This window comes from uncultured Flavobacterium sp. (assembly GCF_963922255.1).
Classification (GTDB): domain Bacteria; phylum Bacteroidota; class Bacteroidia; order Flavobacteriales; family Flavobacteriaceae; genus Flavobacterium.
In genome coordinates, this window is the sequence record NZ_CAWUIC010000016.1 from 59198 (window position 1) to 80493 (window position 21296).

Annotated in this window: 23 protein-coding genes and 1 tRNA gene; 12 read left to right on the top strand and 12 right to left on the bottom strand. The window is 31.2% G+C overall.

Going from position 1 to position 21296, the window contains the following annotated elements; all coding sequences use genetic code 11:
- Window positions 1–12: 12 nt before the first annotated feature.
- The 7 genes from AABJ49_RS12295 to AABJ49_RS12325 all read right to left on the bottom strand — a co-directional run bounded on the left by AABJ49_RS12295 (window position 13) and on the right by AABJ49_RS12325 (window position 6863).
- Window positions 13–1176: a sigma-54 dependent transcriptional regulator gene (locus AABJ49_RS12295; protein WP_338378577.1), complete on the bottom strand. Its 1164-nt coding sequence runs from the start codon at window positions 1174–1176 to the stop codon at window positions 13–15.
- A gap of 176 nt (window positions 1177–1352) precedes the next feature.
- Entirely contained in the window at window positions 1353–2195 is an 843-nt protein-coding gene (locus AABJ49_RS12300) for a mechanosensitive ion channel domain-containing protein (RefSeq protein ID WP_338378578.1), read from the bottom strand.
- 8 nt (window positions 2196–2203) lie between these two features.
- Window positions 2204–3508 carry an ABC transporter permease gene (locus tag AABJ49_RS12305; RefSeq protein WP_338378579.1) on the bottom strand — a complete coding sequence of 435 codons (1305 nt, stop codon included), beginning with the start codon at window positions 3506–3508 and terminating at the stop codon, window positions 2204–2206.
- Between the two features lie 7 nt (window positions 3509–3515).
- A complete protein-coding gene (locus tag AABJ49_RS12310; protein ID WP_338378580.1) occupies window positions 3516–4436 on the bottom strand; it encodes an ATP-binding cassette domain-containing protein in 921 nt (306 codons plus the stop codon).
- Between the two features lie 18 nt (window positions 4437–4454).
- Window positions 4455–4949 (bottom strand): hypothetical protein, encoded by a 495-nt coding sequence (locus AABJ49_RS12315; RefSeq protein WP_338378581.1) that lies wholly within the window; start codon window positions 4947–4949, stop codon window positions 4455–4457.
- Window positions 4950–5102: 153 nt separating this feature from the next.
- Window positions 5103–6224: a molecular chaperone DnaJ gene (gene dnaJ / locus AABJ49_RS12320; RefSeq protein ID WP_338378582.1), complete on the bottom strand. Its 1122-nt coding sequence runs from the start codon at window positions 6222–6224 to the stop codon at window positions 5103–5105.
- Window positions 6225–6299: 75 nt separating this feature from the next.
- Complete coding sequence (locus tag AABJ49_RS12325; RefSeq protein WP_338378583.1) at window positions 6300–6863, bottom strand: nucleotide exchange factor GrpE; 564 nt, start codon at window positions 6861–6863, stop codon at window positions 6300–6302.
- Window positions 6864–7039: 176 nt separating this feature from the next.
- Between AABJ49_RS12325 and AABJ49_RS12330 the strand changes: the two genes are divergently transcribed.
- Window positions 7040–7684 (top strand): YceI family protein, encoded by a 645-nt coding sequence (locus AABJ49_RS12330; protein WP_338378584.1) that lies wholly within the window; start codon window positions 7040–7042, stop codon window positions 7682–7684.
- A 53-nt stretch (window positions 7685–7737) separates the two neighbouring features.
- On the opposite strand, the gene AABJ49_RS12335 is transcribed toward AABJ49_RS12330, so the two are convergent.
- Together AABJ49_RS12335 and AABJ49_RS12340 are read right to left on the bottom strand one after the other, a co-directional pair.
- A complete protein-coding gene (locus tag AABJ49_RS12335) occupies window positions 7738–8643 on the bottom strand; it encodes a TIGR01777 family oxidoreductase (protein ID WP_338378585.1) in 906 nt (301 codons plus the stop codon).
- Between the two features lie 99 nt (window positions 8644–8742).
- Window positions 8743–9201, bottom strand: a complete 459-nt coding sequence (locus tag AABJ49_RS12340) for a DUF4442 domain-containing protein (RefSeq protein ID WP_338378586.1) — start codon at window positions 9199–9201, stop codon at window positions 8743–8745.
- A 287-nt stretch (window positions 9202–9488) separates the two neighbouring features.
- Between AABJ49_RS12340 and AABJ49_RS12345 the strand changes: the two genes are divergently transcribed.
- From AABJ49_RS12345 to AABJ49_RS12360, 4 genes are all read left to right on the top strand, one after another.
- On the top strand, window positions 9489–9818 hold the full coding sequence (locus AABJ49_RS12345; RefSeq protein WP_338378587.1) for a PadR family transcriptional regulator: 330 nt from the start codon (window positions 9489–9491) through the stop codon (window positions 9816–9818).
- A 5-nt stretch (window positions 9819–9823) separates the two neighbouring features.
- On the top strand, window positions 9824–11548 hold the full coding sequence (locus AABJ49_RS12350; protein ID WP_338378588.1) for a PspC domain-containing protein: 1725 nt from the start codon (window positions 9824–9826) through the stop codon (window positions 11546–11548).
- Between the two features lie 51 nt (window positions 11549–11599).
- Window positions 11600–12340, top strand: coding sequence for a head GIN domain-containing protein (locus tag AABJ49_RS12355; RefSeq protein WP_338378589.1), 741 nt, complete (start codon window positions 11600–11602; stop codon window positions 12338–12340).
- An 84-nt stretch (window positions 12341–12424) separates the two neighbouring features.
- Window positions 12425–13261 (top strand): DUF2807 domain-containing protein, encoded by an 837-nt coding sequence (locus AABJ49_RS12360; RefSeq protein ID WP_338378590.1) that lies wholly within the window; start codon window positions 12425–12427, stop codon window positions 13259–13261.
- 58 nt (window positions 13262–13319) lie between these two features.
- Here the strand turns inward: AABJ49_RS12360 and trxB are convergent, their stop codons facing one another.
- The 3 genes from trxB to AABJ49_RS12375 form a co-directional block, all read right to left on the bottom strand.
- Window positions 13320–14267, bottom strand: a complete 948-nt coding sequence (gene trxB / locus AABJ49_RS12365; protein ID WP_338378591.1) for a thioredoxin-disulfide reductase — start codon at window positions 14265–14267, stop codon at window positions 13320–13322.
- Window positions 14268–14488: 221 nt separating this feature from the next.
- A complete protein-coding gene (locus AABJ49_RS12370; protein WP_338378592.1) occupies window positions 14489–14737 on the bottom strand; it encodes a GIY-YIG nuclease family protein in 249 nt (82 codons plus the stop codon).
- A gap of 47 nt (window positions 14738–14784) precedes the next feature.
- Window positions 14785–14859, bottom strand: a tRNA-Pro gene (locus AABJ49_RS12375).
- A 133-nt stretch (window positions 14860–14992) separates the two neighbouring features.
- Between AABJ49_RS12375 and udk the strand changes: the two genes are divergently transcribed.
- The 7 genes from udk to AABJ49_RS12410 are packed head-to-tail and all read left to right on the top strand — an operon-like array spanning window position 14993 to window position 21149.
- Window positions 14993–15604, top strand: coding sequence for a uridine kinase (udk, locus tag AABJ49_RS12380; protein ID WP_338378593.1), 612 nt, complete (start codon window positions 14993–14995; stop codon window positions 15602–15604).
- On the top strand, window positions 15605–15955 hold the full coding sequence (locus AABJ49_RS12385) for a septum formation initiator family protein (protein ID WP_338378594.1): 351 nt from the start codon (window positions 15605–15607) through the stop codon (window positions 15953–15955).
- A 44-nt stretch (window positions 15956–15999) separates the two neighbouring features.
- Entirely contained in the window at window positions 16000–17367 is a 1368-nt protein-coding gene (locus AABJ49_RS12390) for a methylmalonyl-CoA mutase subunit beta (RefSeq protein WP_338378595.1), read from the top strand.
- Between the two features lie 33 nt (window positions 17368–17400).
- Window positions 17401–17637, top strand: coding sequence for a hypothetical protein (locus tag AABJ49_RS12395; protein WP_338378596.1), 237 nt, complete (start codon window positions 17401–17403; stop codon window positions 17635–17637).
- The gene (locus AABJ49_RS12400; protein WP_338378597.1) at window positions 17627–17917 is read left to right on the top strand and encodes a type II toxin-antitoxin system RelE/ParE family toxin; all 291 of its coding nucleotides are present in this window, start codon (window positions 17627–17629) and stop codon (window positions 17915–17917) included. Before AABJ49_RS12395 ends, AABJ49_RS12400 begins: the two co-directional genes overlap by 11 nt.
- Before the next feature lie 10 nt (window positions 17918–17927).
- Entirely contained in the window at window positions 17928–20093 is a 2166-nt protein-coding gene (gene scpA, locus AABJ49_RS12405; protein WP_338378598.1) for a methylmalonyl-CoA mutase, read from the top strand.
- Window positions 20094–20096: 3 nt separating this feature from the next.
- The gene (locus AABJ49_RS12410; RefSeq protein WP_338378599.1) at window positions 20097–21149 is read left to right on the top strand and encodes a hypothetical protein; all 1053 of its coding nucleotides are present in this window, start codon (window positions 20097–20099) and stop codon (window positions 21147–21149) included.
- The last annotated feature ends 147 nt before the right edge of the window (window positions 21150–21296 follow it).

Here is a 21296-nt window from a genome sequence, read left to right on the forward strand (position 1 = left end):
CCTTTTACCATTTTATTTACTTGCGAATAATTTTACGTCCGTTTCAGAGATTTCTGTTCCACCTAGAATGATTAATCGTTCTACTACATTTCTAAGCTCACGAATATTTCCTGTCCAATCGTATTCCTGTAACAGTTTGATAGCTTGTTTTGAAAAGCTTTTTACAGCATTTCCTTGTTCTTCTGCGATTTTATTAGCAAAATGCTCAATCAATTCAGGAATATCGTCTCTTCTATCATTCAAAGCTGGAACTTTTATTAAAATTACTGCTAAACGATGGTATAAATCTTCTCTGAAACGTCCTTCTTCTATTTCTTTTTTTAAATCTTTATTAGTTGCAGCAATTACTCTAACATCTACTTTGATATCTTTGTCTGCTCCTACTCTTTGAATTAAATTTTCTTGTAAAGCACGCAAAACTTTGGCTTGTGCTGGTAAACTCATATCTCCAATTTCATCTAAGAAAATGGTTCCTTTGTGAGCGGCTTCAAATTTTCCTGCTCTATCTTTTACTGCTGATGTAAATGCTCCTTTTACATGTCCAAATAATTCACTTTCAATTAATTCACTTGGAATCGCTGCACAATTTACTTCAATAATTGCAGCCGATGAACGCTCACTTTTTTCGTGTAACTGATGAGCTACTAATTCTTTTCCTGTTCCGTTTGGACCCGTAATTAAAACTCTAGCATCTGTTGGAGCCACTTTATCAATCATAGTTCTAATATGATTAATTTCGTCACTGTTTCCAATCATTTGGTAGTTCTTGCTGACTTTTTTCTTTAGGTTTTTATTTTCAACTACAAGTTGTTTTCTGTCTAAAGCATTTCGAACTGTATTTAACAATCGGTTTAAATCTGGTGGTTTTGAAATATAATCAAAAGCTCCCAAACGCATTGTATTGACTGCTGTTTCTAAATCACCGTGACCAGAAATCATAACCATTGGAATTTCAGGTTTTATTTTTTTGACAGCTTCTAAGACCTCAACACCATCCATTTTTGGCATTTTGATGTCGCAAAGTACCAAATCATAATCATCATTTTTTATCTTTTCTACACCTTGCAAACCATCCTCTGCTTCTTCTACAATATAACTATCATTTTCTTCTGAAAGGATTTTGATAAGTACTCTTCTAATGGTTGCTTCGTCTTCTATGATAAGTATTTTTGGCATCTATTTTAAATATTGTTGATTGGTAAATGGTTATGGGCAAAGTTAGTAAAAAAAACAAGACAATTCCCTATCTAACCCTGATGGGAATGGCATCTTTTTTAGGGTTTGAAAAACCCTAAAAAAATAGAATGGACAGCAGGAATTACATGACTAAATAAAGCCCGAGCCTGGTGTTTCTATTTTTCAATAAAATGTAAATCTCTTTGAGGGAAAGGAATCGTAACATTATTTTGCCTAAAAGCTGCATCAATTTTAAAACGAATATCACTTTGAATTTTTGGGCTATTGATTCCATTTTCAACATAAAAATAAACCGAAAAATTTAATGATGAGTCTCCAAAATCTTCAAAAAGAACGGTAACATCATTTTCTTTGACAACACCATCCGTTGATTGCACACATTGTTCTAATAATTTTTTGACTAGTTCCACATCACTTCCATAAGCTACTCCAACCGAAACATTTTCTCTGTTCACAGGATTATTTTGTGTCCAATTCATTAAAATATCTAGCATGAATTTATGATTTGGAACAATCATTATTCGGCTATTTCTGGTTTCAACTCGAGTTGTTCTTAATTTAATTTGGATGACTCTTCCTACTTTGCCGTCAATTTCGACAATATCTCCAACTAATAAAGATTTATCAATAATGATTAAAACTCCAGAAATAATATCTTGAAAAAGTTGTTGCAAAGCAAAACCTAAACCAACCATTAATGCCGCTGAAGCTGTCAACAATACATTTACATTGACACCACTAATACTGAGCGTAAAAATAATTACGAAAATAAAAACTATGTATCTAACAAACTTAAAGAAACTAATAAATTTGAATTTATCTTGTAATGGAAGTTTTCTGGTAAGAAATATTCGTATTAATTTCAACAAAATAGAAGTTAAAACTAATGAAATTACCAAAAACAAAATTGTTCCTAACGTAAAATCTATTTTATCTGTATCAATTAATTTAAAATTGAGAATGTCTTTTATAAATTCATAAATATCTTTAAATTCCATATATCAATTTAATATTTCAACCATTTATATAGTTCTTTCCAAGTTGGTTTTTTGCCATACATTAAAATTCCAATACGGTATATTTTTGAAGCAAACCAAACTACCAATAAGAAAGTCGCAAATAATAAACCCATTGAAAGTGCTAATTGCCATAAAGGTACACCAAAAGGGATTCGCATTAACATTACAATTGGAGAAGTTAATGGAAAAATTGAAAAAATAGTTGCCACTGTTCCATGAGGATCATTCATTACTGTAAAAAATCCGATATAAACTCCTAAAATTAGAGGTAAAATTATAGGTAATAAAAATTGTTGTGAATCTGTTTCTGAATCCACAGCTGCTCCAATGGATGCATAAAACGAACTGTATAAGAAGTAACCTCCAATAAAATAAATTACAAATGAAATTAATAAGGTTGCAATTGGTAAATTAAAAATTTCATTGAAATACATTTGCATTGTCGCTAATTTATCAGGTTGAGCAGCATTCATCATTTCTGGTGAAATACTTGATGAAGCTCCCATTTGCAAACCAAAGAAAGAAGAAGCTATGAAAAACAGCAATGTACCAACAATAGCCCAAATGGTAAACTGTAAAATTCCTGCTAAAGAATTTCCAATGATTTTTCCCATCATCAACTGAAATGGTTTTACAGATGAAATGATGATTTCGATAATACGATTTGTTTTTTCTTCTATGACACTTCGCATTACAAAATTGCCATAAATTATAATAAACATCATGATTAAATAACCAAACATGCCTCCTATCGCAATTTTTATTTCATTCAACCCTTTTAGACTTTCTCCACCAGAGAATTTTGATAATTTCAGAGAAGCGTTGGTTTTAGCACTTTCAATTTTTTTAGCATCAAAACCCATTACTTTTAGGTTTTCTGCAGTTAGATTTGAATCTATGACTTCCTCTACATCTGAAATAAATTCTAAACTTGGACTGTCATCAGAAATATATTCTACTTTATCCAATAATTCTTGAATGGAATCTACTTTAGGAATGTATAAAAGCGCATCATAATTGTTATTAGCAGTATCTTTTGCTGTTTTAAAAGGCATGAATGAAATATCAATATAATGAATTTCTTTGCTGTTTTTAAAGTCGCTTTTCAATAAACCTGCTTCATCATGAATGGCAATCTGTGTAGCTGAGTCTTTGTTCATCGTTGCTAAAAATCCAACTAAAACGGCCATTCCAACAAACAACAATGGACTCAAAAAAGTCATTACAATAAATGATTTGTTACGAACTTTAGATATAAATTCTCTTTTTATAATAAGTGATAATATGCTCATTTTTTGATTATTTTGAAACTGATTGAATAAAGATATCGTTAACACTAGGTATTTTTTCTACAAAATGAGTTACTTGACCATTTCTAGTTAAAATATTTAAAAGTTCTGTTGAATGATGTTCTCCTAATTGAACTTCTAACTTAATATCATCATTTAATGATTTGAAATTGGTTTGTCCAACTTTGAATTTTTGCGTTAAATCATACATTAAACCTTCTACATTTGGAGAAATGATTCCCACTTGAAAAGTGTTTGTTCTATACTCTTTCTTCACATCAACTAATTTTCCTTCAATCAGTTTATTTGATTTATGAATTAAGGCAATATGATCGCACATTTCTTCTACACTTTCCATTCGGTGTGTTGAAAAAATAATGGAAGTTCCTTGTTTGTTTAATTCAATAATTTCATCTTTTATCAAATTGGCATTAACAGGATCAAACCCTGAGAAAGGTTCGTCTAAAATCAACAACTTTGGTTTATGAAGAACTGTTACTACAAATTGTATTTTTTGAGCCATTCCTTTTGAAAGTTCTTGAATTTTTTTGTTCCACCAACCTTCAATTTCTAATTTTTCAAACCAAAATTTCAATTGTTTTTTAGCTTCTTCTTTTGAAAGTCCTTTTAATTGAGCCAAATACAAACATTGTTCACCCACTTTCATCGTTTTATATAAACCTCTTTCTTCAGGCATATAGCCAATTTGTTGAACATCTAAAGGGCTTAATTTTCTTCCATCCAAGTACACTTGACCAGAATCTGGCATCGTAATTTGATTGATGATACGGATTAAAGTTGTTTTTCCTGCTCCATTTGGTCCTAAAAGTCCATAAATACTTCCTTCTGGAATGGTAAAAGAAACATTGTTTAGTGCTTTATAATCTCCAAATTGTTTGGTTACATTTTTTACTTCTAAAATAGAATTCATAAATTGTATTTATATTTTTTAGGTTGCAGCAGCAGCCATTACTCTTATTAGTATTGTGCAATGAATTAAAGACAAGTATAAAACTTGATCTTGCATTGAATCAGTACTCTCTAAAACATTAATTTCATAAGAAGTTTTGAATTTTCTCCAATTAAAATTAGATTTGATAGTGCAAATTTCGGTATTATTTTCATCAATTAAAAGGTAATCGGTATTCCAAAACCCTTTTCTTTTTAGAACATTTTTTTTAATTTCTTTTTCAAAATGAGAAGTAATTTGAACTGTTCCTTTCCAATTAAAAGTAAATTCTAAAACAGCCGAATCATTTTGCATGATGTAAAAATCAGATTTCCAAGTACTTTTTTTTGCTACATAAAAATCTCCAAGATTTTTTATTGAAATTGTAGCTTTTGAAATTGAGAACCAATTTGTATAAACCAAAGAACCTTTAAGTAAATTTGATTGTATCAAATGATATTCTTTACTAGTAATTGGTTCAACTTTGAAGGTCATAATTAAAGTTTTTAATTAGAGGTTAAAACCTAAAATTTGTTACAAAAAAAACCCACCTTAATGAATAAACTTTAAGATGGGAAAAATTGCTATGAAAAAGAAAAATTCACTTTCCTAAAAAAGTGATGTTCAAATGTAACTAATTAAATTTAATTACGAAAACATATCTTTAACTTTTTCAAAAAAAGATTTATCAGACTTCTCCGGTTTAGGAATGAAGTTATCATCTGATAGCATATTTTCAAAGAAATTCTTTTGTTCTTTATTTAAAGTCTTTGGTGTCCAAACATTTACATGCACTAACAAATCTCCATTTCCATAAGAATTGATGCTTGGAATACCTTTACCTTTTAATCGCAAAATCTTTCCAGACTGAATTCCTTCTTCTAATTTGATTCTTACTTTTCCTGAAACCGTTTCTATTTCTTTAGATACTCCTAAAGCAGCTTCTGGAAAACTTACATATAAATCATAGTGCAGATTTTCACCTTCACGTTTTAAAAATTCGTGTTCAATTTCTTCAATAGCTACAATTAAATCTCCAGGAACACTATTGTTTCCAGGTGCTTCGTTTCCTTTTCCAGAAACTTTTAATTGCATCCCATCCACAACTCCAGCTGGAATTTTGATTGAAACTGTATCGTCATCAGTAATCATTCCTTGAGAATCTGCTCCACTTGGTTGTTTATCTAAAATCTGACCAGAACCTTGGCAAGTTGGACAAGTAGCTGCTGTTTGCATTCTTCCTAAAATCGTATTAGAAACACGCATAACTTGTCCTTGACCATTACAAGTAGAACAAGTTTTGAAAGTAGCACCTGAAGCTTGGACTTTACGTTTTACTTTTACTTTTTTCTCAACACCATTAGCTATTTCTTCAAGTGTTAATTTTACTTTTATACGAAGGTTGCTTCCTTTCACTCTACGTTGGCCTCCACCACCAAAGCCACTTCCACCGAAACCACCTCCAAAAGCACTACCAAAAATGTCACCAAATTGGCTAAAGATATCATCCATATTCATGTGATGTCCACCACCAAAACCTCCTGCACCATCAAAAGCTGCATGACCCATTCTGTCATAACGTGCTCTTTTGTCAGCATCACCTAAAACTTCATATGCTTCTGCAGCAGTTTTAAAATTTTCTTCGGCTTCTTTATCACCAGGATTTTTATCAGGGTGATATTGAATGGCTTTTTTTCTGTACGCTTTCTTTATTTCTTCTGGAGTTGCTGATTTGCTAACACCTAATACTTCGTAAAAATCTTTCTTCATAAATTATATAAATTCCAATAAAAAAATTCCAAATTCCAATAAAAAAATTGGTATCGAAATAATTTTGGTTTACTATTATTGTCCAATTACTACTTTAGGAAAACGAATAATTTTGTCTCCTAACTTATATCCTTTTTCAATTACATCAACGATTTTACCTTTTAAATCGTCTGATGGTGCAGGAATTTGTGTAATTGCTTCTGCAAAATCAGCGTCAAAAATATCACCTGCTTTGACTTCCACAATTTCTAAACCCTTTGAAACTAAAGTAGATTTTAATTTTTCGTGGATTAATTCAACTCCTTTAATTAAATTTTCATCTTCAGATTTACTGATTTCTGACATTGCTCTATCAAAATCATCCAAAACAGGTAACATAGACTGCAAAACCTCTTGATTAGCTGTTTTAAACAAATCTAAACGCTCTTTAGCAGTACGTTTTTTAAAATTGTCATATTCTGCAAAAAGACGCAAAAATTTATCTTTTTCCTTAGCTAAATCTTCTTGTAATTGTTCTTCAAGAGATAACTCTTGTTCTTGTACTTCCTGATTTTCTGAAACAGTTTCTCCGTTTACTTCATCTTTTTCAATGTTTTCAGTACTTTCTTGACTCATATTTTTGAATATTTTTTTAAACATTTTTCCTTTTGTTGATATATAGCAAATGTATTGCCATTTATAATATAGTGTCAAATTGTCACAAACAACAAACCTAATTGATTTTTATTTGTCAATTTTAAAACGAAAATTTAATTTTTTATTAAGAATTGTTTGTGCCTGAATTCTTAATTTTGAAAAAATTAAAATTTTATAAAATGAAAAAAATAACATTATTAGGATTAGGACTTTTATTTTTTGTGAGTTGCAAAAAAGAAACTGAAGCTGAAACAACTGAACCAACTGTAGTTGAAACAGGAATCAGCGGAATATTTGCTGTTGACTCAACATCAACTATTGCTTGGGTTGGTGCAAAACCAACGGGGAAACACAATGGAAAAATTAAGGTGAATACTGGTGAATTTAAAGTAGAAGATGGTAAAATCACTGAAGGTCGTTTTATAATTGATATGAATTCAATTACAGTTGAAGATTTAGAAGGTGATGAAAAATTAAGTTTAGAAGGACACCTAAAAGGAACAAGTAAACCAGAAGCGGTAGATCACTTTTTCAATGTTGCTAAATATCCTGAAGCTTCATTTACTATGACTTCATTTATGAATGAAGGTGGATCTGATATGATGGAAGGTGACTTAACAATTAAAGATAAAACCAATAAAGTAAAGTTTCCGGTTTCTTTAACCGAAGCAGATGGTATTGCTAAATTGACTTCTCCAGAGTTTAAAATCAATAGAACCTTATGGGATGTAAAATATGGTTCAAAATCGTTTTTTGATGATTTAGGAGATAAATACATTGATGATGAAATCTCAATACAAATTAATATTACAGCAAAAAAATAAGAAGTTACTTTTTATTAATTCAAAAGAAAAGCACTCTATATAGAGTGCTTTTCTTATTTAAGTAAATTAGTTAAGGCCTTTTCTATAGTGGCAAACTTAAATTGATATCCTTGATTTAATATTTTTAAAGCACTTACACTTTGACTAGAAAAAAGCAATATATGCATTTCACCCAACATCATCTTCATTATAAATTTTGGAATAGTAGGCAACCATAAAGGTCTATTTAAAACTTTAGCTATTTCACGAATTAAGTTGGCATTAGTTACCGGATGTGGAGCAACTGCATTATAAATGCCATTTAACTCACCTACTTGTGCATAATAAAAGATATTTGCTAAATCTTCAATATGAATCCATGATTGATATTGTTTTCCTGATCCAAAAGGTGCACCAACTCCATATTTAATAGGTGTTACCATTTTAGGTAAAGCTCCTCCTTGATCTGATAAGACTATACCAATCCTTATTTTGGTAACTAAAATATTGATTTGTTTAAAAGCATCCACTTCACTTTCCCACTTTTGAACCACTTCTCCTAAAAAGGAATCATCAACTCCTTTGTTATCTTCATTATAAATTGCTCCTAGACTATCTGGATAAATCCCAATCGCTGAAGCAGAAATAATTTGGGTAACCTGATTGGGATTGTTTTGTAAAGTGGAAACCAACAACCTTGTTGGAATAATTCTACTATCTAAAATTTCTTTTTTATAAGATGATGTCCATCTTTTTGCAACTGTAGCACCAGCCAAATGATAAATCACTGAAACTCCTTCAAATGCATTGATATCTATTTCATTATTAGCGGGATTCCAATAGTATCCTCTATAATTGTCTGTATAAATTAATTTATCCTTAGAGGTTGAAAGATAATTTACTTTTACATTATGCTGATGTAAAACTTTTACCAACTCTTGTCCTATCATTCCTGTAGCACCTGTTATTAATACTTTCATCTTTTTCTTTTTACCCAAAGTTACGGAACAATAATTCTAAATAACAACTATTTAACTACTCTTAACATTTTTAAAAGTAAAAGTTGTAAGCGCATCTTACTATTGTGATTTTACTTTTACAGTCCACTCAAATTGCATTTCTGAAACCTGATCTCCTTTTTCATCCTTCCCAATAGAAGTTAACCAAATTGTTTGCCCTTCATGCGTCTCAATGGCTTTCTGTATAGTATCTTTGATTAAATTCCCTTGAGTACACTCAAACACTATACTTCCTTTGGCTTTTTTTGTAAAAGTCGCTTTATTATTAGCGACCAACATGGAAATGTTTTTTCCACTTTCCTTTATTTGGTACATTACTAAAACACCTGTTGTAAATTCAGCAGCCATTGCCTGTACAGCAAAATACATAGAATTAAATGGATTTTGATTAAACCATCTATGCTTTACTGTTGATTGACATACTTCAGTCGAAATGGACTTTGCTCGCACACCACACCAAAATGCGGATGGCAATTTAAAAAACATATAAACATTTAACTTGAATGGTGTAAACTTCATAATTCCCTTATTTTTCGCTAATGTACAAAAAAAATACAATGCACGCATATTAAATTTAAATGTTAAAAAAATGTTAATTATTAGTACTATGTGTAACATAATACCATCTATTAGACATATATTTGTATAAGAAAATAATAGGTTAAAGAATTTATTAGTTTCAATCATCAATAATAATGGACTCAAAATCAATCAGAAGATTCTGAAATACTGAAATAAATTCAGCACAAGCGAGTTCAGAATAAATCAAAAAATGAATAGTAACTTAAAAAAAACAAAAGTGAATTATGAACATTGAAAACACAAAAGCTCAAATGAGAAAAGGTGTTTTAGAATTTTGCATTCTTTCTGTACTTAAAGTAAAAGATGCTTACACTTCTGAAATCCTTGAAACATTAAAAGAAGCTAAATTGCTAGTCGTTGAAGGAACAGTTTATCCTTTATTAACAAGACTAAAAAACGATGGATTGTTATCTTATCGTTGGGAAGAATCAACCTCTGGACCACCAAGAAAATATTATGGACTAACAGATGAGGGCAAAGAATTTTTAAATGAATTAGGCAGTACTTGGAGCGAATTATCAGATGCTGTGAACACCATAACAAACAAAAACTAAGAATCATGAACAAGACAATAAGTATAAATTTAGGAGGTTTCTTTTTTCACATAGATGAAGATGCTTTTAGTAAACTTACTCGCTATTTAGATGCTGTTAAACGTTCGCTTTCTCCTGAAGGTAGAGAAGAAATAATTAAGGACATTGAAAGTAGAATTGCTGAACTTTTTCAAGAAAAAATTAAAAATGAAAAACAAGTAATTGGCTCTAAAGAGGTTGATGACATGATTGTAATTATGGGACAGCCAGAAGATTATAAAATCGACGATGAGCCTAAAAATTCATTTAACAACTCTACCTATAATTATTCAAACAATGGTGGAACTAAAAAGCTTTACAGAGACAGAGACAATTCAATAATTGGTGGAGTTCTATCAGGAATTAGTCAATATATAGGTATAGACCCTATTTGGTTAAGAATATTGATGGCTATTCTACTGGTATTTTTTGGAACTGGATTTTTCATCTATATCATTTTATGGATAATTATTCCAGAAGCTAGAACAACTACTCAAAAATTAGAAATGCGTGGAATGCCTATTAACATAACTAATATCGAGAAAAAAGTAAAGGAAGGTATTGACGATATTTCTTCAAAGATCAGCGACATTGACACCGAAAAAGTAATGTATAATGTTAAAAATAGTTCGCAAAGAGTAGGTTCAACTATAGAAGATATTTTTACAACTATTTTAAAAATCATCGGTAAATTGTTAGGAGGTTTTATCGTCTTAGTAACTTCAGTTTCATTAATTGGATTACTTATCGGAACAATCTTTATGTTTTTTTCAAGCACACTTGATCATGTACACATGCCTTGGAATGAATATTTAAGAGCAAGTAATTATACTGACTTTCCAATGTGGATATTGTATATATTCTCATTCTTTGCAGTGGCAATTCCTGTTTTCTTCTTTTTTATTTTAGGATTAAAATTATTAGTAAGCAACTTAAAATCAATTGGAAGTTATGCAAAATACAGTTTATTAGGTCTATGGATTTTATCTATAGTGTTTTTAGTGTATTTTGGATTAAGACAAGCTTCTGAAGTAAGCAGAGAAAGTAAAGTAGTCGAAAAAAGAGAAGTCATATTAACTCCAAATGATACTCTGAAAATCAATATGAAATTTAATGATTTTTATACAAAGAGTGTCTACAAAAGATCAGATTTTAAATTTATAGTAGATGAAAATGACAAAGAAATTATTTATTCAAACAATGTAAAAATTCATTTGATGAAAACAGATGAATCAAAAACTTACATTCAAATTGAAAAAGTAGCTAACGGAAGTTCGTTTAATGATGCAAAAGAAAGAGCTAGAAATATAGTTTATAATTTTGATATTCAAGGAAATATAATTAATTTAGACAACTATTTGATTACAGCTAGAGATAACAAGTTTAGAGACCAAGAAGTTCATATTTATATTTATATTCCTAAAGGATTGGTTATTTACCCTAATGAAACTATTTCAGATTACTTGACCAATCACAATTCTGACATAGATATTTATTATGGAGAAGAAAACCATTATTATAAATTAATTGACGGTGATTTTGAATGTTTAGATTGTCCTGAGGAAATTGAAAATAACGAATGGAACAGTGATGAAGACAATAATGTTGAAATAAAAATAAACGGACAAGATATCATTAATTCTGAAACAGAAATCAAAACGATTAATGTTGACGAAAATGGAATAAGTATTCAAACAAAGAATAAAAAATAGCAAACAAAAAACTAACCACTTCTTCTTGTTGAAGAAAAAAATCTAACAAAAATGGTAAAATTTATTTTTCAAATCACAAAAATCATTATTGCTGTTGTCATGATGTTGCTTGCCATCTCATGTGGTAATAATGGAAGTTTTTTGAATGACGGACTTTCTGGAAATGGAAATGTAACTTCATCAAAAAGAACGACTGAAAATTTTGACGCAATTGAAGCCAAAACTGGCATCAAAGTTATTATTGAACAAACAGATAGCTACTCCATTGAAGCTAAAACGGATGAAAACTTACAAGAACATTTAAAAACAGAAGTAGCCAATGGTGTTTTATCCATTTATTTTGACGAAAATATTAACACAGCAGAAGAAAGAACTGTTTATGTAAAAGTACCAAATCTAAAAAGGATTTCATCTTCAAGTGGAGCTTCAGTTGAAAGCACAACAACTATTAAATCTGAAACACTAGATTTAAAATCAAGTAGCGGAAGCGAAATGAATTTAAGCATAAATGCCAAAAATCTTTCTTGTGATAGTAGCAGTGGAAGCGAAATTGAAGCAAAAGGAAAAGCAGAAAATTTAAGAACTGAATCTTCAAGCGGAAGTTCTATTATTTTAAATAATTTAGAAGTGGCAAATGCAGTTTGTAAGTCATCAAGCGGAAGTTCAACAAAAGTAAACCCATCAGAATCACTCAACGCAGATGCATCTAGTGGAAGTAGTATAAAATATTATTCCACTCCAAAGAAGATAGCAGTTGATGAAAGTTCGGGTGCAAGTGTATCCAAAAAATAAGAAATCAAGCATCAGTCTAAAGCTGGTGTTTTTTTTGCTCTAAATCAAAGGAAAATCTTATTTTTGTAAAAACAAGTATAGAAAATGATAAACAAAATTGCTTATGTATTAGTTGTCCTTCTAATGACAACATTCTCTTTCGCTCAAAAAAAGGAAAAAATAAAAGGATCTAAAATAGTTACGGTTACTGTTAAAGAAATTGAAACTTTTGACTCAATAGACATTGGTGATAATTTGGAAGTTTTCTTAGTAAAATCAGACAAAAACTCCGTAGAAATTGAAGCAGATGACAATCTACATGATGCGGTTATATTCGAAATATTAGGTTCAACGTTAAAATTGTATGCTACTAAAGATGTAATTAGAGCTAAAAAATTTAGCATTAGAATTAATTACACCAATGATTTAAAAATGATAGTTGTTAAAAATGAAGCTATATTAAATGCTCTAGCTGATTTGAATTTGGACAATATTACTATTAAAAATTTCGACTCATCAAAATCGTTTCTAAACGTAAAATCGTCTTCATTTACTCTAATATTAAATGATAAATCAGAAGCTGAATTAAATATTAAAGCTGATAAAACTGCCTTAGAATTAAGTACAAACAGTTCATTAAAAGCATTAATAGCTACACCAGATTTTAAATTAGACATGTATCAAAAATCTAAAGCTGAAATTGAAGGTGATGCTGCTATAGCTAATATAAGATTGGATAACAATTCTTCTCTTAAAGCTAAAAAATTCCCAGCAACGGAAATGAATTTAGTAACCGAAATGTATAGCTATTGCGAAATAAATGTAAAAGACAAAGTAACAATTTCTGCCACAGGAAAATCTGAAATTGAACTTTTAGGTGATGCTAAAGTAGACTTACCTGTTTTCAGAAATAATGCAAATCTTCAAAAAATAGAAAAGTAAAAAAAAATCCAGCCATTTTGCTGGATTTTTTTTAAATAAATTTGAACTAAATAACATTTTATTCTTTTGCTGCCAAATATCTTTCAGCATCTAAAGCAGCCATACAACCAGTTCCAGCAGCCGTAATAGCTTGTCTGTACACATGATCAGCAGCATCTCCACCTACAAATACACCAGGAACATTTGTTTTTGAAGTTCCAGGTACATTTATAATATAACCTGTTTCATCTAAATCTAAATAATCAGCAAATATATCCGTATTAGGCTTGTGTCCAATCGCTACAAAAAATCCTGTGGCAGGAATTTCTGAAGTCTCTCCCGAAACTCTATTTTTTACTCTAACTCCAGTAACAACTTGACCATCTCCTAAAACCTCATCTGTTTCTGTGTTTAATAATATTTCAATGTTTGGTGTGTTTCTTACTCTTGCTTCCATAATTTTTGAAGCTCTAAATTGCTCACTTCTTACTAACATAGTAACTTTTGTACACAATTTAGATAAATAATGAGCTTCTTCACAAGCACTATCACCTGCTCCAACTATCACTACTTCTTGATTTCTATAAAAGAAACCATCACAAACCGCACAAGCAGAAACTCCACCACCTAAATTCAAATATTTTTGTTCAGAAGGTAAACCTAAATATTTAGCAGAAGCACCTGTAGAAATAATAACAGTCTCAGCATGAATTTCAATAGTGTCATTAATCCAAACTTTGTGAATTTCTCCACTAAAATCAACTTTTGTGGCCCAACCATCTCGAACATCTGTTCCAAAACGTTGTGCTTGTTGTTGTAATTGTATCATCATTTCTGGACCAGTAACTCCATCCACATAACCTGGAAAATTTTCAACTTCATTTGTAGTAGTCAATTGGCCACCAGGTTGAGTTCCTTGATATAAAACTGGAAACATATTAGCTCTTGATGCATAAATTGCAGCTGTATATCCTGCAGGACCAGAACCTATTATTAAACATTTTACTTTTTCTATAGTATCTGACATAATTTTAATTTTTAAGTCCCAAAAGTAATAATTTAGAATGAATTGAATCGTATTATAACTTACAAAAAATCTATTTTAATATAATTTTAAACTATTATAATTTTATATTTAAAAAAACCTCCTTGAAAATCAAGAAGGTTTTAGTCGGGGTGGCAGTGCTTGTTCCGAAATTCGGTAATTCGAAGCTGCGACCTTCCCTATTGAAAATCGGGACGCGATGATCAGTTATTGCTTATTAATTCTTTGATTTTAAGACTGCTTTTCCAATTCTTAATCTCTTTTTCTCTATTTGTAGCTTCTTCTTTTGTTAAATATTCTTCTGTATAAACTATCTCCCAATCTTTAGCTCTTGAAGTGTAACGCGAATGATTTGAAAGATGTTTTCTCAATCGCTCTTCAACCGAAACTGTAGTAAAACCAACATAATATTTGTTGAGTTTCGATGAATATAATATGTAAATGTAATTCATAAATTGACATAATAAAAAAACCTCCTTGAAATTCAAGAAGGTTTTAGTCGGGGTGGCAGGATTCGAACCTGCGACCTCCTGCTCCCAAAGCAGGCGCGATGACCGGGCTACGCTACACCCCGAAAAGTGAGGTGCAAATATAAAGCTAATATTTGTACTAACAAGCATTTTCATAATTATTTTTTTAAGTTTAAATTAAACTTAAAAATTAAATTCAAATACTTAAATTTGTCGAATAATTAAGATACATTTTTTATGCTTATAATTGGAATTGCAGGTGGTACAGGTAGTGGAAAAACAACTGTTGTACATCAAATAATGAACGAATTACCTCAAACGGAAGTGGGAATAATTTCACAAGATTCTTATTATCGTGAAACTTCTAATTTATCGTATGATGAAAGAACAAAAATTAATTTTGATCACCCAAGAGCCATAGATTTTGAATTACTTGTCGATCATTTAAAACAATTAAAAGAAGAAAAAACAATTGAGCAACCTGTGTATTCATTTGTAACACACAACAGAACTGATGATGTAATTGTAACGCATCCAAGAAAAGTTATGATTGTTGAAGGAATTCTTATCTTAGCTAATCCAGAACTTAGAGATTTGTTTGACATAAAAATATTTGTCCATGCAGACTCAGATGAAAGGCTTATTAGACGTTTAAAAAGAGACATAGCCGAACGAGGCAGAGACATGGAAGAAGTTTTAAATCGTTATCAAAATACGTTAAAACCAATGCACCAACAGTTTATTGAGCCGACAAAAGCATTTGCCGATATTATCATTCCAAATGATAAATACAATACTGTTGCCATAGACGTTGTAAGAGCCGTAATCAATCAAAGAATAGAAAAATAAATGTTCAAAAAACTACAACAATTGCGTTTAAAATACCCTTTCCTTAAAATTATTGGGAACAGGTACTTTTTAGTATTGTTGTTTTTTGTGGTTTGGATTCTCTTTTTAGATAATTATTCGTACCTTGACCATAGAGTTTTAAACAAAGAAATCGACGAGTTAGAAGCCAATAAAAAGTACTACAAAGACGAAATAAAAGCTGATAGTATTAAAATAAAAAAACTTCAAAATCCAGATATGATTGAAAAATACGCTAGAGAAAAATATTTCATGAAAAAAGATAGTGAAGACATTTACATCATCGAATTTGAAGATGATTTACAAAACGAAGAATCCAACAAAGATTTTTAAAAACAATAAAGCAAACTACCTGCTTTTTACAAAAAACAACTACCGTGACTAAAGAAAATAATTTATTAAATGAGTTTGAAGCCGTTAGTTCAAAACAATGGAAACAACAAATTCAATTTGATTTAAAAGGAGCAGACTACAATGAAAAACTTGTATGGGAAAGCTTAGAAGGCATCAAAGTAAAACCTTTTTATCATAACGATGAAGCAATACCAACTCTTTCTATAGAAACCAAAGCTTCTGAATTCAAAATCTTACAAAACATCTTTGTTTTTGATGTAGAAAAGTCCAATAGCAAAGCAATTGACGCTTTAAATCGTGGTGCAGAAAGTATCCGTTTCACTATAGAAAACGAAAACATTTCAATAGATAATTTATTAAAAAAACTTCCTTTGGAAAACGTTTCTTATTACTTCAATTTGAAATTTTTATCAATCGATTTCGTAACTAAATTACTAGATTTCGCTTCCAAAAACAAAGCAAATTTCATAATCCAGTTAGACCCAATCGGTCAATTAGCAAAAGACGGAAACTGGTTCACAAATTTGGATCAAGATTTCAATACATTAAATCAAATTGCATCAAAAACAACTGATTCTTTCCTAACCATCAAATCCGGAATTTACCAAAACGCTGGTGCTAATATGATACAACAACTAGCGTATACTTTAGCCCATGTAAACGAATATTTCAATAGAATTGAAAACCTAAACCAACCTATAACAATTGAAGTTGCGGTTGGAACCAATTACTTTTTTGAAATCGCCAAATTAAGAGCTTTACGTTTATTATTCAATACTTTAGCGAAAGAATATAATCATAATTTGGAATGCAAAATAATTGCAACTCCAACAAAAAGAAACAAAACAATTTACGATTATAACGTAAATATGTTAAGAACAACAACAGAGTGCATGTCAGCTATTTTAGGTGGCGCAAATGAAGTTGGAAATTTAGCTTATGATGCCTTATACCACAAAGACAACGAGTTTGGAGACAGAATTGCCAGAAACCAATTATTGGTCTTAAAAAAAGAAAGTTATTTAGACAAAGTCAACAATCCTGCGGATGGCGCTTATTATATAGAATCATTAACTGAGCAATTGGCTGAAAAAGCTTTAACACTATTCAAGGATATTGAAGCAAATGGAGGTTTCATCACACAATTAATGGAAGGAACCATCCAAAGAAAAATCAATGAATCGGCTCAAAAAGAACAAGATTTATTTGATTCAGGAAAAGAAGTTTTATTAGGAACCAACAAATATCCTAACAAAAACGACAAAATGAAACACGATGTAGAGTTATATCCTTTTGTAAAAAACAATCCAAGAAAAACGCTAATCACACCCATAATCGAAAAACGATTAGCCGAGAAAATGGAACAAGAACGATTAAATACAGAAGAATAATTTCGTATATTTACAGCTATAAATCAAAGCCTTATGGAAGCCATTAGACAATTTGTAAAAGTAAAAAACCATCAAGTAAATATTACGTTACCTGAAGATTTTAATGCCGAAGAAGTGGAAGTAATTATCTTTGCTAAAAGTGAAAATGAATATGCAATTCCACAATGGCAAATTGATGAAGTAAGAGAACGTACAGAAAAGTATTTAAAAAATCCTAAAAACGTAACAGATATAGATGATTTTTTAAAAGAAATTGAAAATGAGTTATAAAATTGTAATTATTGTTGAAGCTAAAATGGATTACAAAGAAGCTTTAAAATATTATAAAGATATAAACCCTAAGCTCGGAAAAAGATTCAATCAATCTTTTAAAGACAGTTTAGACATAATTAAGAAAAAACCCGAATTATTCCAAATTAGATTTGAAAATGTAAGAATTAAAATGCTTAAAACCTTTCCTTATCTAATTCATTTTACAATTTATGATAATTTAATAGTTATAAAAGCAATTTATCATTCCTCAAGAAATAGCAAACTAAATCTTTTTTAAAAAAAATAAATTGAGAAAAAACATACAACATATAACAATAAACAGAGGAAAAACGGACAACAGTAAACCGACAACCGACAACTTTCTCACGGCCGAAAACATCGAAGTCAAACCAACCTACTCCAAAGAAGACATAGAAAACTTGGAACACATCGGGTTTGCAGCTGGTTTTGCACCCAATCTTCGTGGACCATACGCAACTATGTATGTACAAAGACCATGGACCATCCGTCAATATGCAGGATTTTCAACCGCTGAAGAAAGTAACGCTTTTTACAGAAGAAACTTAGCCGCTGGTCAAAAAGGATTATCCGTTGCTTTTGATTTAGCAACCCATAGAGGTTACGATTCAGACCATGAAAGAGTTTTTGGAGACGTAGGAAAAGCAGGAGTTGCCATAGATTCTGTAGAAGATATGAAAGTACTCTTCGACCAAATTCCACTCGGTGAAATGTCAGTTTCCATGACCATGAACGGTGCAGTTTTACCTATCATGGCCTTCTATATTGTAGCTGCTATGGAACAAGGAGTTGACATCAAAGACCTTTCAGGAACCATCCAAAACGATATTCTTAAAGAGTTCATGGTTCGAAATACCTACATCTATCCACCTACTCCATCCATGAAAATTATTGCTGATATTTTTGAATACACCAGTAAAAACATGCCTAAATTCAACTCGATTTCCATCTCAGGCTATCACATGCAAGAAGCTGGAGCAACTGCCGATATTGAATTAGCATACACTTTAGCCGATGGTTTAGAATACATCCGTACAGGAATCGCAGCAGGAATGGACATTGATACCTTCGCTCCTAGATTATCGTTTTTCTGGGCAATCGGAATGAATCACTTCATGGAAATTGCTAAAATGCGTGCCGCTCGAATGTTATGGGCAAAAATGATTAAGCAATTCAATCCAAAAAGCGAAAAATCCTTAGCTTTAAGAACCCATTGTCAAACCAGTGGTTGGAGTTTAACCGAACAAGATCCTTTCAACAACGTAGCAAGAACAACTGTGGAAGCTGCTGCCGCTGCTTTTGGAGGAACACAATCGTTACACACCAATGCTTTAGACGAAGCCATTGCATTACCAACCGACTTCTCTGCAAGAATTGCCAGAAACACCCAAATCTTCTTACAAGAAGAAACCAAAATCACCAAAACGGTAGATCCTTGGGCTGGAAGTTATTATGTAGAAAGTTTAACAGCTGAAATTGCCGATAAAGCTTGGGCATTAATTGAAGAAGTAGAAGCTTTAGGTGGAATGACAAAAGCCATCGAAGAAGGTATTCCAAAATTGCGAATTGAAGAAGCCGCTGCACGTAAACAAGCTCGAATTGACAGCACACAAGACATAATTGTTGGTGTCAACAAATACCGTTTAGAAAAAGAAGACCCTTTACACATTTTAGATGTCGATAACGACATGGTTCGCAAACAACAAATAGAAAGTTTAGAACAAATAAAAGCGTCACGTGATAACGAAAAAGTAAAAGCATGTTTAGCAAAATTAACCAATGCCGCAAAGGCATGCATAGCTCCTGACTTTAGTCAGGAGACCAAGGAGAATAAAAATGAAAACAATTTACTATCTTTAGCCGTAGAAGCTGCCCAACACAGAGCAACCTTAGGAGAAATAAGCGATGCTTTAGAAGAAGTTTTCGGAAGATATAAAGCACAAATTAGAAGTTTTAGTGGAGTGTATAGCAAAGAAATAAAAAATGACGAAAGTTTTGAAAAAGCCAAACAACTGGCTGATGCTTTCGCAAAAAAAGAAGGTCGTCGTCCTCGTATTATGATTGCTAAAATGGGACAAGACGGTCACGATCGTGGTGCAAAAGTAGTAGCAACAGGTTATGCCGATGTTGGCTTTGACGTAGACATTGGACCCTTATTCCAAACCCCAAAAGAAGCAGCCAAACAAGCCGTTGAAAACGACGTACACATTTTAGGAGTTTCCTCATTAGCTGCTGGACACAAAACTTTAGTCCCACAAGTCATTGAAGAACTAAAAAAATACGGAAGAGAAGATATCATGGTAATCGTAGGTGGAGTAATCCCAGCGCAAGATTACCAATTCCTATTCGATGCTGGTGCAGTAGCCGTCTTTGGTCCTGGTACAAAAATTAGTGATGCCGCGATTACAATTTTAGAGGTTTTATTAGAAGAATAAACAATGAAGAAAATCCTTTTTATACTAATCCTCTTAGGAATTAGTCAAATACAAGCACAAGAATATGCTAAATATTTACCCTACAAAGTAAATGATTTTTTTGGTTTAGTAAATGACCAACAAGAGCAAATCATAGAACCAAGACACAACGAACTAAAAATCATTGGTGCTTTTGAATATGCCCTATTTGACAATAAACATTGCTATAATTTATCCAACGGAAAAAATGTAGAGCTATCCTTAAATAACAATACAAGTTTAGTAATCATTGAAAAAGAACTATATGTCTTCAATTCGCAAAACAATGCATTGGTAAACCCTTTTTCGAAAGAGAAAATTACTTTACAATTAAAATACCTTAATTTTTACAACAGAACCTTTTACGATAAAGTTACCAATACCAACTTTGAAATCATAGTAGCCTTAACTTCAGACAATAAAAACCTGTTTTTTGCCAATACCAAAGCACTAAAACCCTTTATAAAAGGCAAGTTTGAATACAAAGATTTTGAAGTCATCAATTCCTATGAAAATGGGGTTTCAAAAGAAATTGGCATCATGACCAAAACCAACAACAACATTACGTGCTACAATTACAACGGAACAAAATCCTTTACATTAAGCCCATCAGATTATAAAGAAACCAATGATTACAGCATCAAATTCAAAGACGAAGTAGCAGATAAATTCACAACCCTTTTCGGATTCAAATCGGACAGATTCCCCACATCTTATGCCTTAAGTCCCATGCCAATGATGGCAGCAACAGGAAAATACCACAACCGATTTATTAATAAAATCGAAATAGGAAACGGCTACTATTTAGAATCAATAGATTACAACTACCAACTAAAATCAAACCAACGCATCAATTCTGAAAACATAAAATACAACGGAATTTTCATTTTCGATTACGATGAAGCATACAATTACCTTGAATTTACAAATAAAAAATCCAACGAAAAAATACAATTCTTCGTAAATCATCCCAACATCAATCCAAAAACATTAATGCTTCCAAAGGAAAAATTAATAGACATGGAATTACTAAAATAAACAGACAAACAGCATTTTTTTTTTGGAGCACAAGGTATAGTATAAGTTAACACTATGTCACACAAAGTTTAGCGAAACTAGTAATAAAAAAGCTTAAAAAACTTAGTGAAACTGCGTGTAGTACTTAGAGAAACATAGTGCTACCAA

Bases quoted from the DNA above. Each gene is read 5' to 3' on its own strand.
- AABJ49_RS12340 (WP_338378586.1), bottom strand. From the start codon at position 9,201: ATGAAGTTTACACCATTCAAGTTAAATGTTTATATGTTTTTTAAATTG.
- AABJ49_RS12325 (WP_338378583.1), bottom strand. From the start codon at position 6,863: ATGTTTAAAAAAATATTCAAAAATATGAGTCAAGAAAGTACTGAAAAC.
- AABJ49_RS12335 (WP_338378585.1), bottom strand. From the start codon at position 8,643: ATGAAAGTATTAATAACAGGTGCTACAGGAATGATAGGACAAGAGTTG.
- AABJ49_RS12305 (WP_338378579.1), bottom strand. From the start codon at position 3,508: ATGAGCATATTATCACTTATTATAAAAAGAGAATTTATATCTAAAGTT.
- AABJ49_RS12350 (WP_338378588.1), top strand. From the start codon at position 9,824: ATGAACAAGACAATAAGTATAAATTTAGGAGGTTTCTTTTTTCACATA.
- dnaJ (WP_338378582.1), bottom strand. From the start codon at position 6,224: ATGAAGAAAGATTTTTACGAAGTATTAGGTGTTAGCAAATCAGCAACT.
- AABJ49_RS12315 (WP_338378581.1), bottom strand. From the start codon at position 4,949: ATGACCTTCAAAGTTGAACCAATTACTAGTAAAGAATATCATTTGATA.
- AABJ49_RS12355 (WP_338378589.1), top strand. From the start codon at position 11,600: ATGGTAAAATTTATTTTTCAAATCACAAAAATCATTATTGCTGTTGTC.
- AABJ49_RS12345 (WP_338378587.1), top strand. From the start codon at position 9,489: ATGAACATTGAAAACACAAAAGCTCAAATGAGAAAAGGTGTTTTAGAA.
- trxB (WP_338378591.1), bottom strand. From the start codon at position 14,267: ATGTCAGATACTATAGAAAAAGTAAAATGTTTAATAATAGGTTCTGGT.
- AABJ49_RS12295 (WP_338378577.1), bottom strand. From the start codon at position 1,176: ATGCCAAAAATACTTATCATAGAAGACGAAGCAACCATTAGAAGAGTA.
- AABJ49_RS12330 (WP_338378584.1), top strand. From the start codon at position 7,040: ATGAAAAAAATAACATTATTAGGATTAGGACTTTTATTTTTTGTGAGT.
- AABJ49_RS12300 (WP_338378578.1), bottom strand. From the start codon at position 2,195: ATGGAATTTAAAGATATTTATGAATTTATAAAAGACATTCTCAATTTT.
- AABJ49_RS12370 (WP_338378592.1), bottom strand. From the start codon at position 14,737: ATGAATTACATTTACATATTATATTCATCGAAACTCAACAAATATTAT.
- AABJ49_RS12400 (WP_338378597.1), top strand. From the start codon at position 17,627: ATGAGTTATAAAATTGTAATTATTGTTGAAGCTAAAATGGATTACAAA.
- AABJ49_RS12395 (WP_338378596.1), top strand. From the start codon at position 17,401: ATGGAAGCCATTAGACAATTTGTAAAAGTAAAAAACCATCAAGTAAAT.
- AABJ49_RS12410 (WP_338378599.1), top strand. From the start codon at position 20,097: ATGAAGAAAATCCTTTTTATACTAATCCTCTTAGGAATTAGTCAAATA.
- udk (WP_338378593.1), top strand. From the start codon at position 14,993: ATGCTTATAATTGGAATTGCAGGTGGTACAGGTAGTGGAAAAACAACT.
- AABJ49_RS12360 (WP_338378590.1), top strand. From the start codon at position 12,425: ATGATAAACAAAATTGCTTATGTATTAGTTGTCCTTCTAATGACAACA.
- AABJ49_RS12310 (WP_338378580.1), bottom strand. From the start codon at position 4,436: ATGAATTCTATTTTAGAAGTAAAAAATGTAACCAAACAATTTGGAGAT.
- AABJ49_RS12385 (WP_338378594.1), top strand. From the start codon at position 15,605: ATGTTCAAAAAACTACAACAATTGCGTTTAAAATACCCTTTCCTTAAA.